18 protein-coding genes are annotated in these 18034 nt (G+C 63.8%); 3 read left to right on the forward strand and 15 right to left on the reverse strand.

From position 1 onward, the window contains the following. Window positions 1-5 precede the first annotated feature (5 nt). From DOM54_RS12245 to DOM54_RS12305, 13 genes are all read right to left on the reverse strand, one after another. Complete coding sequence (locus tag DOM54_RS12245; protein WP_110716562.1) at window positions 6-536, reverse strand: GAF domain-containing protein; 531 nt, start codon at window positions 534-536, stop codon at window positions 6-8. Window positions 537-832: 296 nt separating this feature from the next. Next, window positions 833-1822: a lipoyl synthase gene (lipA, locus tag DOM54_RS12250; protein WP_206019081.1), complete on the reverse strand. Its 990-nt coding sequence runs from the start codon at window positions 1820-1822 to the stop codon at window positions 833-835. Between the two features lie 35 nt (window positions 1823-1857). Further along, entirely contained in the window at window positions 1858-2526 is a 669-nt protein-coding gene (lipB, locus tag DOM54_RS12255; RefSeq protein WP_110716689.1) for a lipoyl(octanoyl) transferase LipB, read from the reverse strand. Window positions 2527-2531: 5 nt separating this feature from the next. After that, window positions 2532-2819: an HP0495 family protein gene (locus DOM54_RS12260; protein WP_110716563.1), complete on the reverse strand. Its 288-nt coding sequence runs from the start codon at window positions 2817-2819 to the stop codon at window positions 2532-2534. Between the two features lie 139 nt (window positions 2820-2958). Next, window positions 2959-4179: a D-alanyl-D-alanine carboxypeptidase family protein gene (locus DOM54_RS12265; RefSeq protein ID WP_110716564.1), complete on the reverse strand. Its 1221-nt coding sequence runs from the start codon at window positions 4177-4179 to the stop codon at window positions 2959-2961. Window positions 4180-4205: 26 nt separating this feature from the next. Beyond that, window positions 4206-5324, reverse strand: a complete 1119-nt coding sequence (locus DOM54_RS12270; RefSeq protein WP_110716565.1) for a septal ring lytic transglycosylase RlpA family protein — start codon at window positions 5322-5324, stop codon at window positions 4206-4208. After that, on the reverse strand, window positions 5321-6352 hold the full coding sequence (gene mltB, locus DOM54_RS12275) for a lytic murein transglycosylase B (protein WP_110716566.1): 1032 nt from the start codon (window positions 6350-6352) through the stop codon (window positions 5321-5323). Before mltB ends, DOM54_RS12270 begins: the two co-directional genes overlap by 4 nt. Before the next feature lie 35 nt (window positions 6353-6387). Further along, window positions 6388-7530, reverse strand: coding sequence for a rod shape-determining protein RodA (gene rodA, locus DOM54_RS12280; protein WP_110716567.1), 1143 nt, complete (start codon window positions 7528-7530; stop codon window positions 6388-6390). Continuing rightward, entirely contained in the window at window positions 7520-9415 is a 1896-nt protein-coding gene (mrdA, locus tag DOM54_RS12285; RefSeq protein ID WP_110716568.1) for a penicillin-binding protein 2, read from the reverse strand. Before mrdA ends, rodA begins: the two co-directional genes overlap by 11 nt. A gap of 105 nt (window positions 9416-9520) precedes the next feature. Continuing rightward, window positions 9521-9988 (reverse strand): 23S rRNA (pseudouridine(1915)-N(3))-methyltransferase RlmH, encoded by a 468-nt coding sequence (gene rlmH / locus DOM54_RS12290; protein ID WP_110716569.1) that lies wholly within the window; start codon window positions 9986-9988, stop codon window positions 9521-9523. Beyond that, complete coding sequence (gene rsfS / locus DOM54_RS12295; protein ID WP_110716570.1) at window positions 9985-10362, reverse strand: ribosome silencing factor; 378 nt, start codon at window positions 10360-10362, stop codon at window positions 9985-9987. Before rsfS ends, rlmH begins: the two co-directional genes overlap by 4 nt. 112 nt (window positions 10363-10474) lie before the next feature. Then, window positions 10475-11149 (reverse strand): nicotinate-nucleotide adenylyltransferase, encoded by a 675-nt coding sequence (nadD, locus tag DOM54_RS12300; RefSeq protein WP_110716571.1) that lies wholly within the window; start codon window positions 11147-11149, stop codon window positions 10475-10477. After that, on the reverse strand, window positions 11136-12419 hold the full coding sequence (locus DOM54_RS12305) for a glutamate-5-semialdehyde dehydrogenase (RefSeq protein ID WP_110716572.1): 1284 nt from the start codon (window positions 12417-12419) through the stop codon (window positions 11136-11138). The genes nadD and DOM54_RS12305 overlap by 14 nt, the downstream gene beginning before the upstream one ends. Window positions 12420-12760: 341 nt before the next feature. On the opposite strand from DOM54_RS12305, the gene DOM54_RS12310 reads away from it, so the two are divergent. From DOM54_RS12310 to DOM54_RS12320, 3 genes are read left to right on the forward strand one after another with little or no spacing between them, the layout of a single operon-like run. After that, complete coding sequence (locus tag DOM54_RS12310; RefSeq protein WP_206019082.1) at window positions 12761-13456, forward strand: hypothetical protein; 696 nt, start codon at window positions 12761-12763, stop codon at window positions 13454-13456. Then, window positions 13447-14367 carry a diguanylate cyclase domain-containing protein gene (locus DOM54_RS12315; RefSeq protein ID WP_162619846.1) on the forward strand — a complete coding sequence of 307 codons (921 nt, stop codon included), beginning with the start codon at window positions 13447-13449 and terminating at the stop codon, window positions 14365-14367. The genes DOM54_RS12310 and DOM54_RS12315 overlap by 10 nt, the downstream gene beginning before the upstream one ends. Continuing rightward, window positions 14364-15770, forward strand: coding sequence for a bifunctional DedA family/phosphatase PAP2 family protein (locus tag DOM54_RS12320; protein WP_110716575.1), 1407 nt, complete (start codon window positions 14364-14366; stop codon window positions 15768-15770). The genes DOM54_RS12315 and DOM54_RS12320 overlap by 4 nt, the downstream gene beginning before the upstream one ends. A 16-nt stretch (window positions 15771-15786) precedes the next feature. Here the strand turns inward: DOM54_RS12320 and DOM54_RS12325 are convergent, their stop codons facing one another. Continuing rightward, window positions 15787-16425 (reverse strand): flavin prenyltransferase UbiX, encoded by a 639-nt coding sequence (locus tag DOM54_RS12325; protein WP_110716576.1) that lies wholly within the window; start codon window positions 16423-16425, stop codon window positions 15787-15789. Next, entirely contained in the window at window positions 16409-17782 is a 1374-nt protein-coding gene (gene mpl, locus DOM54_RS12330) for a UDP-N-acetylmuramate:L-alanyl-gamma-D-glutamyl-meso-diaminopimelate ligase (RefSeq protein WP_110716577.1), read from the reverse strand. Before mpl ends, DOM54_RS12325 begins: the two co-directional genes overlap by 17 nt. Window positions 17783-18034 lie beyond the last annotated feature (252 nt).

The raw sequence follows: 18034 nt of genomic DNA on the forward strand, positions 1-18034 counted from the left end.
ATCGATCAGGCCTGAGCCTGCACCTCGCGAAGGTTGGCGCGAACACGCAGCACGTGCAGCTGGATCAACTCCTCGGCCTGGGCGGCAAGCAACTTCATGCGCTGCATACTGGTCTCTTCGAACGTGCGCGGGAGCGTGTCGATCAGACAGAGGGTACCGACACAGATATCCGGCGCCACGAACAGCGGATAGCCCGCATAGAAGCGGATGAACGGCGCCCCCGTCACCAGCGGGTTGTCCGAAAACCTGGGGTCTCGCAACGCGTTGTTGACCACCATCGGCTGGCCGTCGGCCACGACGTGGCCGCAGAACGAGATACGCCTCGGCGTCTCGCACACACTCAACCCCTGACGTGACTTGAACCACTGCCGGTCTTCGTCGATCAGCGTGATCAACGATATCGGCACGTCGAAAATCTGCGTTGCCAGCTCCGTCAACCGGTCGAAGCCTTCATCCGCATTGGAATCGAGCAGTTGCAGGTCCTGCAGGGCGCTCAAGCGCTCCTTCTCCCGCCCGGGCATGCTAGGTGCGATCATAGTTTGACTCTTCAGTACGGACACATCATGGGGGGTTGTATGGATATCATCGTAGTCGCGTTCGATGAGATGGCCACGGCACGGACGCCACTCATCGAGCCGAGATGATTGATTGAAAATCCTGTCTCGCGCGGAACGAATCACTACTGCAGTACGCCGCTACCGCGACACCGGATGCATCGACACCCGAAAAACCATCGCCGGCCAACCCCGCGCTGCGGGAATCATGCGCCAGACACGGCACGGGCCCACCGATGGCGACGGTGGGCCCGGCCGATATTCGCTTCAGAGGGGCGTTACTTTACTTCGACCCCGTGGGCCTGCTTGTCGGCGTGGTACGAGGAACGCACCAGCGGCCCGGACGCGACATGGGTGAATCCCATGCTTCTGCCCTGCTCGGCGAACCAGTCGAACGTCGTGGGATGGACCCAGCGATCGACGGGCAGATGGTTGCGAGACGGCTGCATGTACTGCCCCAGCGTCAACATGTCGACGTTGTGCGCACGCAGGTCACGCATGACCTCGATGACCTGCTCGTCGGTCTCGCCCACCCCGAGCATCAGCCCCGACTTGGTCATGACTTCCGGGCGGCGCGCCTTGTAACCCTTCAACAGGTCCAGCGACCACTGATAGTCGGCGCCGGGCCGCACCTTGCGGTAGAGCGACGGCACCGTCTCCAGATTGTGGTTGAAAACGTCGGGCGCCTCGCCTTCCAGAATGTCGAGCGCCACCTGCATCCGGCCGCGAAAATCGGGTACCAGAACCTCGATCTCGATCTCCGGGCTGTCACGCCGGATCTCGCGAATGCAGTTGGCGAAGTGCTGCGCGCCACCGTCGCGCAGATCATCCCGATCCACCGAGGTCACGACGACATAGTTGAGCCGCATTTCGGCGATGGCTTCAGCCAACTCGCGCGGCTCCTTCTCGTTGAGCGCATTGGGTCGACCGTGCGCGACATCGCAGAACGGGCAGCGGCGAGTGCAGATGTCACCCATGATCATGAACGTCGCCGTACCGCCGCTGAAGCACTCGCCCAGATTGGGGCAGGATGCCTCTTCGCACACGGTGTGCAATCCGTGCTTTCGCAGCGTCTGCTTGATATGCGTCACCTGCGGGGAAACCGGCATCCTGACCCTCAGCCAGTCCGGCTTCTTCGGCAGCGTTTCGGTCGGAATGACCTTGACGGGAATCCGCGACACCTTGTCGGCACCGCGCAGTTTGACACCCCGCTCGGCGCGAGCAGGCTTCTTGGCCGCGGGCGTTTGCATCACTGTCGTCTCGGTCATAGGTCCCTTCCTGATAGGTCTTGGAGCGCCGGTAGCTACACGGTCGCTACCGGTTCAAAAGCTTGTGGCCACCGGGGTTTCGCTTCGAGCTCCACCGCCAGCCGCTGCGCGAGGCAGTCGGCCAACCTCGTGGCTTCACGGTCAAACGAGATCGGCCCGGGTAGATGATCGCGCAGTTGAGTCATCCTCAGGTCCGAATAGCCGCACGGATTGATGCGAGAAAATGGAGAAAGATCCATATCGACATTGAGAGCGACCCCATGAAAGCTGCACCCCCGCCGAATCCGCAGACCCAACGAGGCAATCTTGTCATCGCCGACATACACCCCCGGGGCGTCAGGGCGCGCCTGCGCCAGGATGCCGTGGCAGGCCAGCAGATCGACGACAGCGCCCTCGAGCAACGTCACCAGCTCGCGCACGCCCAGCCCCCGGCGACGAACGTCCAGCAGCGGGTACAGCACGATCTGGCCCGGCCCATGATAGGTCACCTGCCCGCCTCGATCACTGGCCACCACCGGGATATCGCCAGGCATCAACAAGTGCTCCGGCTTGCCCGCCCGCCCTTGCGTGAACACGGGTTCATGCTCGACCAGCCACAGCTGGTCCGGCTCCTGGCTATCGCGACCATCGGTAAAGCGCGACATCGCCTGCCAGACCGGCAGGTAGGGCTGGCGTCCGAGGCGGTAGAGTGACAGCGCGGACATCGGCGTCATAGCACCATGTGAACCCGACCGGTCGCTTTCAGATCCTGGAACAGCGCATTCAACTGCTCCTCTCCAGTGGCCCGAATGACCACGCGGAGTGACTGAAATCGGCCATTGCGGCTGTCCGACAATTTGATCGACGCCGTATCGAATCCTGGCGCATGACGTTCGATCACGTTGCTGACGACCGCCACGAAGTCATCGGCGGCGTCGCCAACCACCCGTATCGGGTAATCGCAGGGAAACTCGACCTTGGGCCGGGGAAGATCAACATCACTGGGAGTCTGGGTCATGGCATCTGGGCATGGAAGACATTTCCGAGCATTCTACTCAACATTACCCGACTCACCAACCGAAGCCCGACCCAGCACTCCGGGGGAATTCTCCCGAAGCGCCAGGAGAGGCACCGGTCGAGCGGCGCCTCGGCGGGGCTCAGTCGAACAACCCGGTCACGAACAGCACGATGGAGTCCCAGACGCGTTTGAAGATGCTGCCCTCTTCGACGCCTTCCAGCGCGACCAGCGGCTCCTGGCCCAGCACTTCGTCACCGGATTTGATCTCCAGCGTGCCGACCTGCTGCCCAGCCTGGATCGGCGCATGCAGGGTCTCCGGCAGATTCAGACGTGCGGTCAGGTTGTCGGCACTGCCCCGGGGTACGGTCATGCTGACCGCATCCTTGACGCCGAGGCGCACGGTGTCGCTATCGCCGCCCCAGACCCGCGCCTCGTTGAGCACGGAACCGGCATCATAGAGCTTGCGGGTCTGGAAGAAACGGAAACCGTAGTTGAGCAGGCGCTGGGTTTCCGCCGCCCGCGCCTCATCGGAATTGGTACCCATGACCACGGCGATCAGGCGCGTGTCCTGCTTCTTGGCGGAAGCGACCAGACAGTAGCCGGCGGCTTCCGTGTGCCCGGTCTTCAGGCCGTCGACGTCCGGATCACGCCATAGCAGGCGGTTACGGTTGGGCTGGCGGATATCGTTATAGGTGAAGTATTTTTCGGAGTAGACCTGATAGTGGTCGGGAAAGTCCTTGATGATATGGCGCGCGAGAATCGCCAGATCGTGGGCGGACGAATAGTGATCGTCGTGCGGTAGCCCCGTGGGGTTCATGAAGTGGCTGTTCTGCATGCCCATGCGTTGGGCCTGCTGGTTCATCAGATCAGCGAAGGCCGACTCGCTTCCGGCGACGTACTCCGACAGCGCCACGCTGGCGTCGTTGCCGGACTGCACGACCACGCCGCGCAGCAGGTTCTCGACGCTGACCTGAGTCCCCTCCTGGATGAACATGCGCGAACCGCCCGTGCGCCAGGCATTTTCGCTCACGCTGACCATGTCGCTGTCGGAGATACTGCCGCCGTCGATCTCCTGTTCGACGATGTACGCCGTCATCATCTTGGTCAGACTGGCTGGCGGCAGCCGCTGATCGCCGTTGTGATTCACCAGCAACTGGCCCGTGGAAGCATCCATCAGCACCCAGGAAGAGGCTGCCAGATCCGGCGGCGACGGGATCAACTGACCGGGCTCGGGGTTGGTCGCGGACATCTGGCTATCGGGGGTCGGCTGCTGGGCGCTGACCGGCGATGAAAGCAGCCCCAGACACAATGACGCCGAGATGACCAGACGGGAAACAGACGAAGTGAACAACGCTTTCATGACAATCGGGTTCTCACTGAAAGAGGTTACTGAGTGGGCGCTACCAGGAACACCTGGCCGTAGCCGGCGTCTCGCAAGGTAGCTCTGATGGAGTCGAGCGACGCCAGGTCTTCGATGGGCCCGACCTGGACGCGATAGAGAGGTGACGCATTGTCAATGCGAACCGGCCGCGACAGCAAGCCCTGGAGGCGGCTTTTCAGCGCCTCCGCCCCGGCCAGCGAGCCCAGCGCGGCAACTTGAACGTAGCGCTGCCCGGCGGACAAACTCGAAGCACCGGCGGACGGGGACGCGGCACTGCCGGATCGCGCGGATAGCGCGCCCGAGGCACCGCCTGATGAAGAGGTGGCACGGGCGGGCCGCGCGGAGGCCCCACCCGCGGGCGCGCCATCGTTGGCCGCCGCAAGAAGCGGATCGATCGTCGCCTCGTAATCCGTCGTTTTGCCGGCATACGACCTCGGGTCGGCCGACCGGTTCGGTGCGGCCCGTGTCGATACCGGAGCCGGAGCCGCCGACGCCGGTCGGGAAGCCAACTCGGTCTGCTCGGTACCGTCACCCGTCGAGCTGGATCGACCATGGGTGCGCGCCCAGGCCACCGGGTCGATCGCCTCCACCTTCACCCGCCCCGTCCCGCCCTTCAGGATTCCCAGCCGGGCGGCCGCCGCGTAGGAGAGGTCGATCAGGCGATCGCTGTGAAACGGACCACGGTCGTTGACCCGCACGATGACCTTGCGACCATTGTCGAGGTTGGTGACGCGGGCGTAGGTCGGCAGGGGAAGCGAGCGATGCGCCGCCGACATCTTGTACATGTCGTAGGTCTCGCCATTGGCGGTGTCGTAGCCCTGGAACTTGACCCCGTACCACGATGCGCGACCTTCCGCCGAGTAGCCGGTTGGGTCGTCGAGCACATGATAGGTCTTTCCCCAGACGCTATACGTCGAGCGGTTGCCGCTTCTGGACCGGGGCTCGACCTTGGGCACCGCGTCCGGCACGTTGGCGACATCCTCGGGCGAGTCGGGATAGGCATCCTGGTCCATGGCGTAACGCCCGCCACCCTGCTGGGAGCCGCCACCACCGGCACACCCCGCCAGTATCGACACCAGCAGGATCGCCGGTAATCCGCGCCGAGCCAGGCTTCGCCCCCTCATATCCCCTCATCCATGGCCGTCTGAATGCGCTGGGCCAGTGTCGCCACCGCCATGGCGTAGAGATGACTGTGGTTGTAACGCGTGATGACGTAGAAATTGTCGAGGCCCATGACATAGCGGACATGGCCATCGGCGAAATCCAGCGCCAGCGGCACGACCTTGTCCTGCGGCTGCAGGTTGCCCGCCGTCGGCTGAATACCCGCACGCGCGAGGGCCTCGACCGTGGTATCCGGCGGCTCGGTACGGTTGAATCTCACGTCCGGAGGCATCGCCTCGGGGCCACTGGCCTCGACCAGTACCGCCTGGTGGCGCTGCCAGCCATGCTCGCTGAAGTAGTTGGCGATGCTGCCGATGGCGTCGACCGGATTGTTCCACAGGTCCTTCAAACCATCGCCGTCGAAGTCGACCGCGTAGGCCTGGTAGCTCGTCGGAATGAACTGAGGATATCCCATGGCGCCAGCGTAGGAGCCGTAAAGCGTCCCGGGATCGACCCCCTGCCCAAGCGTGATTTCGAGAAAGGCTTCGAGCTCGCCACGGAAGAACCCACCCCGTGTGGGATGGTGAAACGCCAGCGTCGACAGGGAATCGAGCACACGATGGGTTCCCTTGTGCCGGCCATACTGGGTCTCGACGCCCAGAATCGCCACGACGACTTCCGGCGGCACGCCGTAGCGCCGCTCGGCGCGCTCCAGGGCTTCCCGGTTGGCGTCGAGAAAAGCGACCCCCTGTCTTATCCGCTCGGACTGAATGAAGATGTCGCGATACTCGTCCCAGCGCAGCCGGCGCTCGGCCGCATGGCTCATCGACTCCAGCACCTGGGGCCGGTACCTCGCCGCCCGCATGGCGGCGTCGAGTTCACGCGGCGACATCCCCTGGCGAGCCAGCGAATCCAGCATCGCCTTGACGTCGGGGTGGGTAGCGGGATCGAAGTTCTCGTCGCCCAGCGCGACTGCGTTCGCCATGCTCAGCAACCCCGCCAGCAGCAGGATGAGGCTGAATCGCAATTCTCGTCTCCAACGCAGCGGCATGCGTGACTTGCTCCCTGATTGCGGCTTGTCCAGCGTCAGTGTGTCAACAGCCGCCGGTGCGTGTGAATCGACATGAGAATACCGAACCCGGCCATCAAGGTCACGCTGGAGGTCCCGCCGTAGCTGACCAGCGGCAGCGGCACCCCGACCACCGGCAGAATGCCGCTGACCATCCCGATATTGACGAACACATAGATGAAAAACGTCAGCACGATGCTGCCGGCCAGCAAGCGCCCGTAGGTATCCTGGGCGTTGTTGGCCATCACAAGGCCTCGCGAGACCAGCAGGAGATAAAGGATCAGGATGGTGCACATGCCGATCAGCCCGAACTCCTCCCCGAGTACGGCGACAATGAAATCGGTATGGCGTTCGGGCAGGAACTCGAGCTGGGACTGTGTCCCCAGCCCCCAGCCTTTTCCTTCCAGCCCTCCGCTACCGATCGCCGTCTTGGACTGGATGATGTTCCAGCCGGCACCCAATGGATCGCTCTCCGGGTTGAGAAAGGTCAACACCCGCTGCCGCTGATAGTCATGCATGTTGATCCATAGCAGCGGCATCGCCCCTCCGGCCATGACCACCAGCGTCAGGATGAACTTCCAGGAAAGCCCCGCCAGCAGGATCACGAAGACGGCGGCGCAGGTGACCAGCAGCGAGGTCCCCAGGTCGGGCTGGCGCGCGATCAGAAGCACCGGGACGCCGACGATCACCCCGCAGACCAGAAGATCGCGCCATGTCGGCGGCAGAGGTCGCCGGTGGAGATAGGCGGCCAGCATCATCGGCATGGCGATCTTCATCAATTCCGAGGGCTGGAAGCGCAAGGGGCCGATCTCCAGCCAGCGCTGGGCCCCCATGCCGATATCCCCCATGATCTCGACGGCGACGAGCATCAGCAGCCCCGCGCCATAGGCGACCGGCGTCCACCGAAACAGCGTGACAGGCGAGAACTGGGCGATGGCGATCGCCCCGAGCAGCGCAACCCCCATGCGCGAAGCCTGGGCCATCGTCGTCGAAACCGACATGCCGCTGGCGCTGTAGAGCACCACCAGACCAAAGGAGATCAGCAGTACCAGAATCGACAGCAGCCAGGGATCGATATGAATACGCAACCATATCGAGCGCTTGCGCCCGACTCGGGCGCGCTGCGTTCGCGGTGCCACGCGCTGGAAATCAATCGCCATCGATACTCTCGACTTCTTCGTTGACCGTGGTGCCGGGCCAGTCTTTCAACTGTCCGTCCGGCAACAGCCAGGCGTCGGTCAATTCACGGCCCAGACCGGAGACGCCGCCACCGGCGTTCTCGACGATGACCGCGATCGCAATCTGCGGATCCTCCACCGGCGCAAAACCGATGAACAGCGCGTGATCGCGGAGTCGCTCCGTCAGTTCATCGGCGTCGTACTTCTGATTCTGTCCCAGCGAGAATACCTGAGCCGTGCCGGTTTTGGCCGCCATCTCGTACTTCAGGCCGGCCCCCGCCTTGCGGGCGGTACCTTCGGAACCCTGGAGTACCGCCTCCATGCCCTTGTAGACGTCCTGCCACCAGCGGGCCTGGTCGACCTGGACGTCCGGCTTGGTGTCGGCGAAAGGCGGCTCGATGGCTTGGTCACCGATCTCCTTGGCCAGGTGCGGACGGACCCAGTGACCATGGTTGGCCAGCGTCGCAGTGGCGGCGGCCAGTTGGAGCGGCGTGGCCATGAAATAGCCCTGGCCAATACCCGCGGAGAGCGTCTCGCCGGGATACCAGACCTGGTTGTATTTCTCGCGCTTCCATTCACGGGATGGCATCAGCCCTGGTGATGCACCCTGCACATCCAGCGACGTTATCTCGCCGAAGCCGAACTGATGCATGAAAGCGGAGAGCCGGTCGATGCCCAGCCGGTAAGCCATGGTGTAGAAGTAGGTGTTGTTGGAGACCTCCAGCGCCCGCTCGAGATCGACACGCCCGTGGCCCCAGCGCAGCCAGTTATGATAGCGCCGCGTATCGTTGGGCAACTGGAAATAGCCCGGGTCGTAAATGACATCATTGGGCTTGACCACTCCATCCTGTAACGCCGCCAGGGCCTCGAAAGGCTTGACCGTGGAGCCGGGCGGATACTGGCCTCGAACCGCGCGATTATACAGGGGCAGATCGAGATTCTGCTGCAGCGCCCGGTAGTCGTCGTAAGAGATACCGGTCACGAACTTGTTGATATCGAAACCCGGCGCGGAAACCATCGCCAGGATGTCGCCGGTCTTGGGCTGGATCGCCACGATGGCACCGCGCCGGCCATCCAGCAGGTCGTACGCCATGTGCTGGAGACGGCTGTCGATGGTCAGCGTGATGTCCTTTCCGGGCACCGGCGGGTCCCGATCCAGCTCCCGCAGGACTCTTCCCCGCGCGTTGGTCTCGACCTTGCGAAGGCCGGCCTTGCCGTGGAGCTGATCCTCGTAGGTGTACTCGACGCCGGTCTTGCCGATGAAGTGGGTACCGGCGTAATTCCCCGAGTCCAGCTCGGCCAGCTCCTGCTCGTTGATCCGCCCGACATAGCCCAGCACATGCGACATCACGATGGGATCGGGGTAGTAGCGCATCAGCTGAGCCTCGACCTCGACGCCGCTGAGCAGGTATCGGTTCACCGCCAGGCGTGCGATCTGATCCTCGGTGAGGTCGCTCATCAGGAGCGCCGGCTGGTAAGGCCGCTGACGCTGCCGGGAGCGTTCGCGAAAAGTCGCCACCTCATCCTCGGGCAGATCGAGAATATCGATCAACCGCTGCAGCGTGGTATCGAGATCATCGACACGTTCACGCACGATGGTGAGATTGTAGGTTGGCCGGTTTTCCGCCAGCAGCTTACCGTTCCGGTCGTAGATCAGCCCACGCCGGGGCGGCAGCGGTTCGACCCGCATGCGATTGTTGTCGGACCGGGTGATGAAGACGTCGTGCTCGATGACCTGCAGGTAGAACAGGCGGGAAACCAGTGCCCCGGCCATCAGCACGATGACCAGCGCGGCGACCAGCGAGCGGTTGCGGAAGACACGGACTTCCTGCTCGTGGTTCTTGATGTTCGCTCGACGCTTACGCATGACGAGAATGACGGTTCAAGGCACGGGAACCCCCGGCGCGGGCAAGGCGTCCAACGGCGTCGCTGTCGGCAGTATCGAATGGGAACAAGCGACTGACTCTCTGACTCAACGGTGGTACGGGTGGCCTGTAAGCAATGTCCAGGCGCGGTAGAGCTGCTCCGCCAGCACGACCCGCACCAGCGGATGCGGTAACGTCAATGCGGACAGCGACCAGGAGTGTCGAGCGCGGCTCACGACCCGGGGATCAAGCCCGTCCGGGCCGCCGACCACCAGGGCGATATCCTGTCCTTCCAGACGCCAGGCATCGAGCTGTCGGGCAAGCTGCTCTGTGGTCCAGGCCGTACCTTTGACCTCGAGCGCCACGATACGTTCCTGATCTCTCAGCTTTTCCAGCATCCGATCACCCTCGGCCTGGATCGCCCGCGCCACGTCGGCGTTCTTGCCACGGGGGCCTGCCGGAATCTCGACGATCTCGACCGGCATTTCCCGCGGCATCCGCTTGCGGTACTCGTCGACGCCGGCCTCGACCCATGCCGGCATGCGCGAGCCGACCGCCAGCAGCCGGATTTTCATCCCCGGAGCTCTTGTCGATCCGCATCGCCGGTGGCTCGCCGGGAGTCGGCGGGCAGATCGGCCCAGAGACGCTCGAGATCGTAGAGCTGACGGGTCTCGGGCATCATCACATGAGCGATCACATCGCCCAGATCCACCAGCACCCACTCTCCGCTCTGCTGTCCTTCCACGCCCAACGGGCGAAGGCCGGCCTCCTTGGCTTTCTCGATCACGTTGTCCGCCAGCGCGGAAACGTGCCGCGAGGACGTGCCGCTGGCGACGACCATGACGTCGGTGACGCTGGTCAATTCAGCCACGTCCAGCTCGACGACATCGCGCGCCTTCAGCTCCTCGAGCGCGTCCACCACCAATGATTTAAGCGTATCTGTCTGCATAGCTCCTCGTCATATAACCCCTTCCGGAGAAGGGAATCGCGACCCCCGGGATCCGGGAGTCGCGCATTTTACGCGGATAGGCCATTAACGCCAGTCCCCTCCTCGATATCGCTCATGGATGGCGATAGAGGGCATGACTGGCGATATAGCGCTCCACCGCTTCGGGAATCAGATAGCGCACGCTGAGCCCCTGCTGCAGACGCCAGCGTACCTCGGTGGCGGCAATGGCCATACGGCTCGGCAGTCGCAGCCGCAGCAGGTGCCCACCAGGCGCTGCCATCATCGACTCCACCGTCGAGACCTCCCGGCCCTCGATCAGCGACGCCAATGCCGGTTCCAGCGGGGCCTCGTGGTCGGGCCGGTCGATCACCACGATGTGCGCCAGTGACAACAACCGATCTCGCTGGTGCCATTCCGGAAGCCCCAGAAACGCATCGTGACCAACGGCCATGATCAGTCGCGCCTGCTCGCCCCACTCTTCGCGCAACGATATCAGCGTGTCGATGGAATAGGAGTGCCCCGGGCGCCGGACCTCCCGATCGTCCGCCACCAGCCCCGGTGTGTCGCCGATACCGGCTTTCAGCATCGCCAGGCGGTGCTCGGCCGAAATCCCCGGTGCCTTGCGATGCGGGGGGACATGAGCCGGGATCATGTGCACCGCATCCAGCGCCAGCGCCTCTCCCAGCTCGACGGCGCTACGTAGATGCCCAATGTGAACCGGGTCGAACGTCCCGCCCAGCATCGCAATTCGTGGAATCGAGGAGCCCGGCACGTCAACTCCGCACATGGCCGTCACCGAAGACGACGTATTTTCGCGTGGTCAAGCCTTCGAGGCCCACAGGACCTCGGGCATGGAGCTTGTTGGTGGAGATGCCGATCTCCGCCCCCAGCCCGTATTCGAAACCGTCGGCAAAGCGCGTCGAGGCATTGACGATCACCGAACTCGAGTCCACCTCGCCGAGGAACCGTCTCGCGAGGGTCAGGTTCTCCGTCACGATGGCGTCGGTATGCTGGGACCCATGGGTATTGATGTGATCGACGGCCTGATCGAAATCGTCCACCACCCGGATGGAGACGATCGGTGCCAGGTACTCCGTCGCCCAGTCCTCGGGGGTTGCCGCCAAGGCATCGCCGACCCACTCTCGGGTGCGCGGGCAACCACGCATTTCCACGTTCTTGTCGCGATAGACGGCCGCTACCCGAGGCAGCACCTGACCCGCGATATCGGCGTGGACGAGCAACGTCTCCATGGTATTGCAGGGAGAGTAGCGCTGGGTCTTGGCGTTGTCCGCGATCGCTAACGCCTTGTCCAGATCCGCGCTGGCGTCGATATAGACGTGGCAGACGCCATCCAGGTGCTTGATGACCGGCACTGTCGCCTCGCCGGCAACGCGAGCGATCAACGACTTGCCGCCACGCGGCACGATGACGTCCACGAACTGGGGCATGGTGATCAGTTCCCCCACTGCCGCGCGGTCCGTCGTCGCGACGATCTGCACGGTGGCGGCAGGCAAGCCGGCATCCGCCAGGCCTTGGCCTATGCACTCGGCGATGGTCGCGTTGCTGGACGCTGCTTCGGAGCCGCCGCGGAGAATGCAGGCATTACCCGATTTCAGGCACAGGCTAGCCGCCTCGACGGTCACGTTGGGACGGGACTCGTAGATGATGCCGACCACGCCCAGCGGGACGCGCATCTGGCCGACCTGAATTCCGCTCGGCCGATAGCTCAAGCCATCTATCTGGCCCACCGGGTCGGCGAGCGCGGCAACCTGACGAACGCCGAGGATCATCGCGTCGATCCGGTCGGGGGTCAGCGCCAGGCGATCGAGCAGCGCATCGCTCAGACCGTTCTCGCGACCACGGGCCAAGTCCTCCCGGTTGGCCTCCGCCAACGCCGGCCTGGCGCCATCCAGGCGCGCCGCGATCGCCTCGAGCGCGGCGTTTTTCCGACCGCTGTCGACACGCCTCAATGCGGCACTCGCAACGCGTGCCTGCCGCCCCAGCTCCCGCATATATTGGGCGATATCCTCGACCCGACGGGTCGCAGTCTGCTGCATGGTGTACTATCTCTTGTCAGTGGTAGCCCGCAACGAACGACGCTCGACATCGCATCGAGAGCGTATCGACCGGCCGCGAAGCTTGGCATCGAATGGGCGATAAGGCTTTGTCCTTGATCGCAATCGACGCTATACGGCTGTTCTCGGCACGTGCGATAGTGAGGGACGAATCGAGCAAGCCATTCGCAATCGGTCCAATATAAGCCACCATGCAAAGCAAGTACAAAAGCCTCGGCTCAAGAATCCTACTGTCGCTTCTGTTGCTGCTCGCTCTGCTCACGGGCTGGCTGGCGGAAGACGCTATAAGAGTGGTGGCCTGGGGCAGCAGCATCGCGTTTGCGATGTTGACGATTGGCCCCTCGCGCCTATCTCGCTGGGTTCCCGCCGCAATCGTGGTGTCGAGCATCGCGCTGCTTGCTACCCTCCAGCCCAGCAGCTACATCTGGTTGTGGATACTGCCGTTGTGCCTGCTGAGGATGCCGGGCAAGCCCGGCCTCGCATTCAGCGGGCTGATCTATGTCTTGAGCCTCGTCCACATCGGCTGGACCACGCCGCTGCCCACCGCTGTCGTTGCCGACCTATCGCTGGCCATCGCCTGGCTGCTGTGCCTGGAGCGGCAGACGAGCCCCGCGGCGATATCGGCGCACGCCACATCGAGCTGGCTGCTCCCGGTCGCCCAGTTGGACGGCGACATCCAGCGGGAGCTGAAGCGGGCCAAGCGCGAGGCGCTACAGGCGGAAGTGGTGGTTTTCGGTTGTGCTCGCTCGACGGCGGCTGACATGGCGACACTGTCCCGCCGCCTTCAGGATACGCTGGCGCTCTATGAGCGCGCCTACCGGCTCAACGACTACGGTATCGCCGTCATCCTGGTGGCCCCGGACCCGGAATCGGCCCGCCAACGACGTCAGCAGCTGCGGCATGCGATTGCCCCGCACAAGGAGGTGTGGTCGACGCCCTTGACGGAGATCGGGGATCGCTTCGCGAGCTACCATGGCAAACGATCCGCTGCGGTTCCGGAGGTGCAGCCTTGGCATTGAGCCGATACAAGTTGATCGCCCACCTTCTCACGCTGGCGTTACTGCTGGGGCTTGCCGTGTGGGAACACCTGATGCGTCACTACGATCTGATACTACCGCCCACATTGATGGCTATCGCACTGCTGATCTCAGTGCCACTGCAATGTCTGGGTCGCCTGCGTCCCGCTGTCGCCGACCACGTCCTGCTGATCGGCGGCCTGATTCTGTGCGCCCTGGAAGCCCCGGGTAGCCACAGCCCCATGTTATGGCTGGGGCTGTCGATCACGCTCGGCTATCTGCTGCTGTCCCCCTTGCCGGCCCTGCTGTTGACGGTACTTCTGGTACCACTATGGCTGTTGCTTCTCGGCAACGCGCACATGACGGCCATCAATCTGATGCTCGGCTGGTGGTTCTCTCTCGCGGCGGCGGCCCTGACCCTGTTGCCGGGCGGCACTCGCGCCCTGCGGTTCACGCTGAGGCCATGGCGAGACGACGTGCAGCCCACCGGAGAGTTCATTTCCAGAAGCCTCGATATGGAGGTAGCCCGGGCAGCCGCGCTCGACCGACCGCTGAGCGTACTGGTGCTCTACATTCCGCAATTGGATCAGGCCGGCGACCAGTTCGGTGGTCACATGCGCGAGATACTGTCGGCGAGTTTCAGCGAAGTGATCTCCGACAACAGCCGCCAGAGCGATCTGCTTGGCGAACATCATGCCAATGTCTTCTGGCTCATTTTGCCCAACGCCGGCGAGGCGGGGGCCGTGGCAGCCGCCAAGCGGCTCTCGAATGCCGTGACGTCGGTCGCCCATCCGGAGATCGGATCCCTGGAAAGTTTCAGTCGCGTCTGCACACTGCGTGCTCAGGAGAGCCCCGAACGCTTTTCGCAACGCCTGGAAACCGCCGCCAACAAACTGCTGGAACCGCACGCTTGAACCTTACTCACTGGCTCTACTCTCTCGCCCCTCCACCGGAACTGCTGCTGGTCATCATCTTCGCAGTGGCCTTGATCGAGTCACTCGCGGTCGTCGGTATCGTCGTTCCTGGTGTGGTTTTGCTGGGTGCGGCGGCCTCGATCGCCGGCCATGACGACGTTCCGCTGTGGTCGGTTCTGATCGTCGGCATCCTGGGCGCATTCGCCGGCGACAACCTGAGCTTCTGGCTGGGCCGCACGCAGCGCGACCGCATTCCGTACTGGTGGCCGCTGTCACGTCATCCCCAGTGGCTGGCAAGAGGCCACGAGTTCTTTCAGCGCTACGGTATCCTGTCCGTCGTCGTTGGCCGATTTCTCGGACCTGTCCGCCCGTTCATTCCCATGATCGCCGGCATGCTGGCGATGCCGACGAAACGTTTCACCCTCGTCAACCTGCTCTCCGCGATAGCATGGGCCCCGGTCTACCTGCTACCGGGCTACCTGCTCGGCCGCTCGTGGGAGGAGTTGATGCAGTTGCCTCCCGGTGCCGAACGGTGGCTGCTGACGCTGTCCGTTTCGCTGCTGGTGCTGGCGCTGCTGTTCTCGTGGATTCGATATCAGCTCAGCGGGGAGGGTCGCCTGCACCGCTGGCTGGAGAAACGCATGGCGCGCAGCCCGCGACTCTCCAAAGGCTGGCATGCGCTATGTTCGCCATCCCCAGCCAACGAGTTTCCGCTGGCCTCGGTGTCGTTACTCGCGACCAGCCTGATCGCCCTGATCGTCTGGACCGCATGGGTCCTGATGCACAATGGCCCACTACCGATGGATCAGCAGATTCATGCCCTGGCCAGCCTGCTGCAGCGCAACTGGCTCATCGGAACCAGCGAGGTCCTGGCCAAGGTGGGCGATGCACTGGGCATTGGGGTCCTGATGGCGCCCTGGCTCGTGTGGCTACTGCTGGCACGGCGCTTCGCCGCGTTGCTGCATATCGCCGGCGCTCTGATTCTCGTCGCCATCGTCAACACGGTATTCAAATCCCTGGCGGGGCGAGCCCGCCCGGATACGCCGGACTACCTGACGGGGTCGATGTCCTACCCCAGCGCCCACACCTCGACGATTGTGGTCGTGGTGGGATTGACGGCCGCTTTCGCGGCCCAGGTGATGCCCCAGCGCTATCGTGGATACGCCTACTGGCTGGGTATCGTCGCGTGCGTCCCCATGGCCCTGTCCCGGTTGGTGATTGGCGTTCACTGGGCCAGCGACTTGATCGGCGGCGCCCTGGTGGGCCTGATCGTCTGTGCCCTGACGCGCATCAGCTATCAGCATTTTCAGCGCCCGGACCGCGACATGCCTCCCTGGCCCTGGCTCTGTGCGGCCTCGCTGATACTGGAGGTGCTGAGAGTCGTCCTCTTCGCCCCTGTCTAGAGGCTTCCACGCCGGCTCAATCGCCCCAGCGCGGCATCAGCGTCTGGGCTATACCCAACTGATTGAGAATGCGTGCCACGACGAAATCGATCATCGCCTGGACGCTGTCCGGGCGATGATAGAAACCGGGGGCAGCCGGCAGTATCACGCCCCCCATGTTGGTCAGCTTCAGCATGTTGTCGAGGTGAACGGCCGATAGCGGCGTTTCCCTGGGAACCAGGATCAGCTTTCGCCGCTCCTTAAGCGCCACATCGGCGGCACGCTCGATCAGATTGTTGCTGGCGCCACAGACCACCGCGGATAGGGTGCCGGTCGAACAAGGGCAGACGACCAGTGCCTGCCACGCCCCGGAACCGGATGCCACCGGCGCCATCCAGTCCTCGCGACCAAAGCAGCGGACCTGCCCCTCCCCGGCACCGAATCGCTTGGTCAGGTCCCGCGCAAGCCGATCCGGCTGGGCTGGCAGTTCGATCTCGGTCTCGACGGCGATCACACGATGAGCGGCCTTGGAGACCATTACGTAGACCTCATGCTCGGCGGCGATGAGACACTCGACCAGGCGTAGCCCATACTGGACGCCAGACGCACCGGTGAGCGCGACGGCGATCGGTGCCCGATATTGCTTCACGGAAATCGACTCATCGCGAACGGCCATGGCGTGCCTCCAGTGCCTGCAACAACTTGTCGTGGATGCCGCCGAATCCACCGTTCGACATGACGACGATCCGGTCACCGGATGCCGCCTGTTCGACGACGTGGGCGACGAGCGCATCGAGATCGGTCTCGACGCGACTGGCCCCATGCCCGGCCACCACCTCCGCCAGCGACCATTCGAGCCCGGGGGGCTGATACCACCAGACGCTGTCGGCCCGCGAGACGCTATCGGCCAGACGTGTTTTCATGCCTCCCAGGCGCATGGTGTTGGAGCGGGGCTCGATCACCGCCAGCAACCGCCCCCCATGCCGGTCCTGGTCCAACCCCTCGAGCGTCAGCGCGATGGCCGAGGGATGGTGGGCAAAGTCATCGAGAACCTGGATTCCACCTGCCTCGCCGCGGATCTCCTGACGCCGGCGGGGCGCGGCGAATGTCGCCAGCGCGCGACAGCCATCGGCCAGGGTAACACCCAGGCAACTGGCCGCGGCCAGGGCGGCCACGGCGTTGGCCGCATTGTGCCGGCCACTCATTCCCCAGCGGACGACATGGCTCTCGCCCCCCGAAACCACGGTGAAGACACGGCTGTCATCCGGATCTGGCAGCAGTCGCCACTCGCTCCCGGGCAGTCGCCCGAAGCGCTGAACCGGTGTCCAGCACCCCTGGCTCAACACGCGTTCCAGGGAGGGTTCGTCATCGGCGACCAGTAGCGAGCCGTTACCCGGCACCGTGCGTACCAAGTGGTGAAACTGTCGTTCGATGGCTGCCAGGTCGGGGAAGATATCGGCATGGTCGAACTCGAGATTGTTGAGAATGGCGACATCCGGCCGGTAGTGGACGAATTTCGAGCGCTTGTCGAAAAAGGCCGTGTCGTACTCGTCCGCTTCGACGATGAACGGTGCACCGGCCCCGCCGAGACGGGCGGAGAGGCCGAAGTTGCGAAGTACGCCTCCGATCAGGAAACCAGGCTCGAGACCGGCGCACTCCAGTATCCAGGCCAGCAGGCTGGCAGTCGTCGTCTTGCCGTGCGTCCCGGCCACTGCCAGGACCCGGCGCCCCGGCAGGACTTGCTCCGCCAGCCACTGCGGCCCGGAGACATAGGGCAGCTTGGCATTCAGCAACGCCTCGACCTCCGGATTTCCCCGGGAGAGCGCATTACCGACGATGACCAGGTCCGGTGCCGGCTGCAAGTTCTTGGCATCATAGCCTTCCGCCAGTTCGACGCCCATTTCCCGAAGCTGGAGGCTCATCGGCGGGTAGACGTTGGCGTCCGACCCCGTCACCCGATGTCCCAGCATCTTGGCCAGACGTGCCAGACTCCCCATGAAAGTCCCGCAAGCCCCTACTACATGAATGTGCATTCGAACTCTCCCTCACATTAACCGGCGAGCCTAGCATGGCCTCCCGGACCGAACCACTGGACGCCCGCCGGTGACGTGGCCCTCACCGTCCACCCGGTCCAGCCGGCAACTCAACTCGGTCGATCAGCCCGAACTGGTCTCCCTCTCATCCCTCAGTTGCAGAAAATTGACGTGCCCCTCAATCCCGCCTCGTATTAACAGGCATTCGCCTTTCGGCTATGCTGGGCCCGCTTTCGTGCCCCGGCCCTCGAC

The organism is Salinicola acroporae (assembly GCF_003206615.1).
Lineage (GTDB): Bacteria > Pseudomonadota > Gammaproteobacteria > Pseudomonadales > Halomonadaceae > Salinicola > Salinicola acroporae.

What these genes read in the sequence shown, in the direction of transcription:
- DOM54_RS12305 (WP_110716572.1), bottom strand. Translation starts at nt 12,419, where the DNA reads ATGCAGCAGACTGCGACCCGTCGGGTCGAGGATATCGCCCAATATATG.
- nadD (WP_110716571.1), bottom strand. Translation starts at nt 11,149, where the DNA reads ATGTGCGGAGTTGACGTGCCGGGCTCCTCGATTCCACGAATTGCGATG.
- mrdA (WP_110716568.1), bottom strand. Translation starts at nt 9,415, where the DNA reads ATGCGTAAGCGTCGAGCGAACATCAAGAACCACGAGCAGGAAGTCCGT.
- lipB (WP_110716689.1), bottom strand. Translation starts at nt 2,526, where the DNA reads ATGTCCGCGCTGTCACTCTACCGCCTCGGACGCCAGCCCTACCTGCCG.
- DOM54_RS12245 (WP_110716562.1), bottom strand. Translation starts at nt 536, where the DNA reads ATGATCGCACCTAGCATGCCCGGGCGGGAGAAGGAGCGCTTGAGCGCC.
- DOM54_RS12265 (WP_110716564.1), bottom strand. Translation starts at nt 4,179, where the DNA reads ATGAAAGCGTTGTTCACTTCGTCTGTTTCCCGTCTGGTCATCTCGGCG.
- rsfS (WP_110716570.1), bottom strand. Translation starts at nt 10,362, where the DNA reads ATGCAGACAGATACGCTTAAATCATTGGTGGTGGACGCGCTCGAGGAG.
- rlmH (WP_110716569.1), bottom strand. Translation starts at nt 9,988, where the DNA reads ATGAAAATCCGGCTGCTGGCGGTCGGCTCGCGCATGCCGGCATGGGTC.
- DOM54_RS12270 (WP_110716565.1), bottom strand. Translation starts at nt 5,324, where the DNA reads ATGAGGGGGCGAAGCCTGGCTCGGCGCGGATTACCGGCGATCCTGCTG.
- rodA (WP_110716567.1), bottom strand. Translation starts at nt 7,530, where the DNA reads ATGGCGATTGATTTCCAGCGCGTGGCACCGCGAACGCAGCGCGCCCGA.
- DOM54_RS12325 (WP_110716576.1), bottom strand. Translation starts at nt 16,425, where the DNA reads ATGGCCGTTCGCGATGAGTCGATTTCCGTGAAGCAATATCGGGCACCG.
- mltB (WP_110716566.1), bottom strand. Translation starts at nt 6,352, where the DNA reads ATGCCGCTGCGTTGGAGACGAGAATTGCGATTCAGCCTCATCCTGCTG.
- lipA (WP_206019081.1), bottom strand. Translation starts at nt 1,822, where the DNA reads ATGACCGAGACGACAGTGATGCAAACGCCCGCGGCCAAGAAGCCTGCT.
- DOM54_RS12260 (WP_110716563.1), bottom strand. Translation starts at nt 2,819, where the DNA reads ATGACCCAGACTCCCAGTGATGTTGATCTTCCCCGGCCCAAGGTCGAG.
- DOM54_RS12310 (WP_206019082.1), top strand. Translation starts at nt 12,761, where the DNA reads ATGTTGACGATTGGCCCCTCGCGCCTATCTCGCTGGGTTCCCGCCGCA.
- mpl (WP_110716577.1), bottom strand. Translation starts at nt 17,782, where the DNA reads ATGCACATTCATGTAGTAGGGGCTTGCGGGACTTTCATGGGGAGTCTG.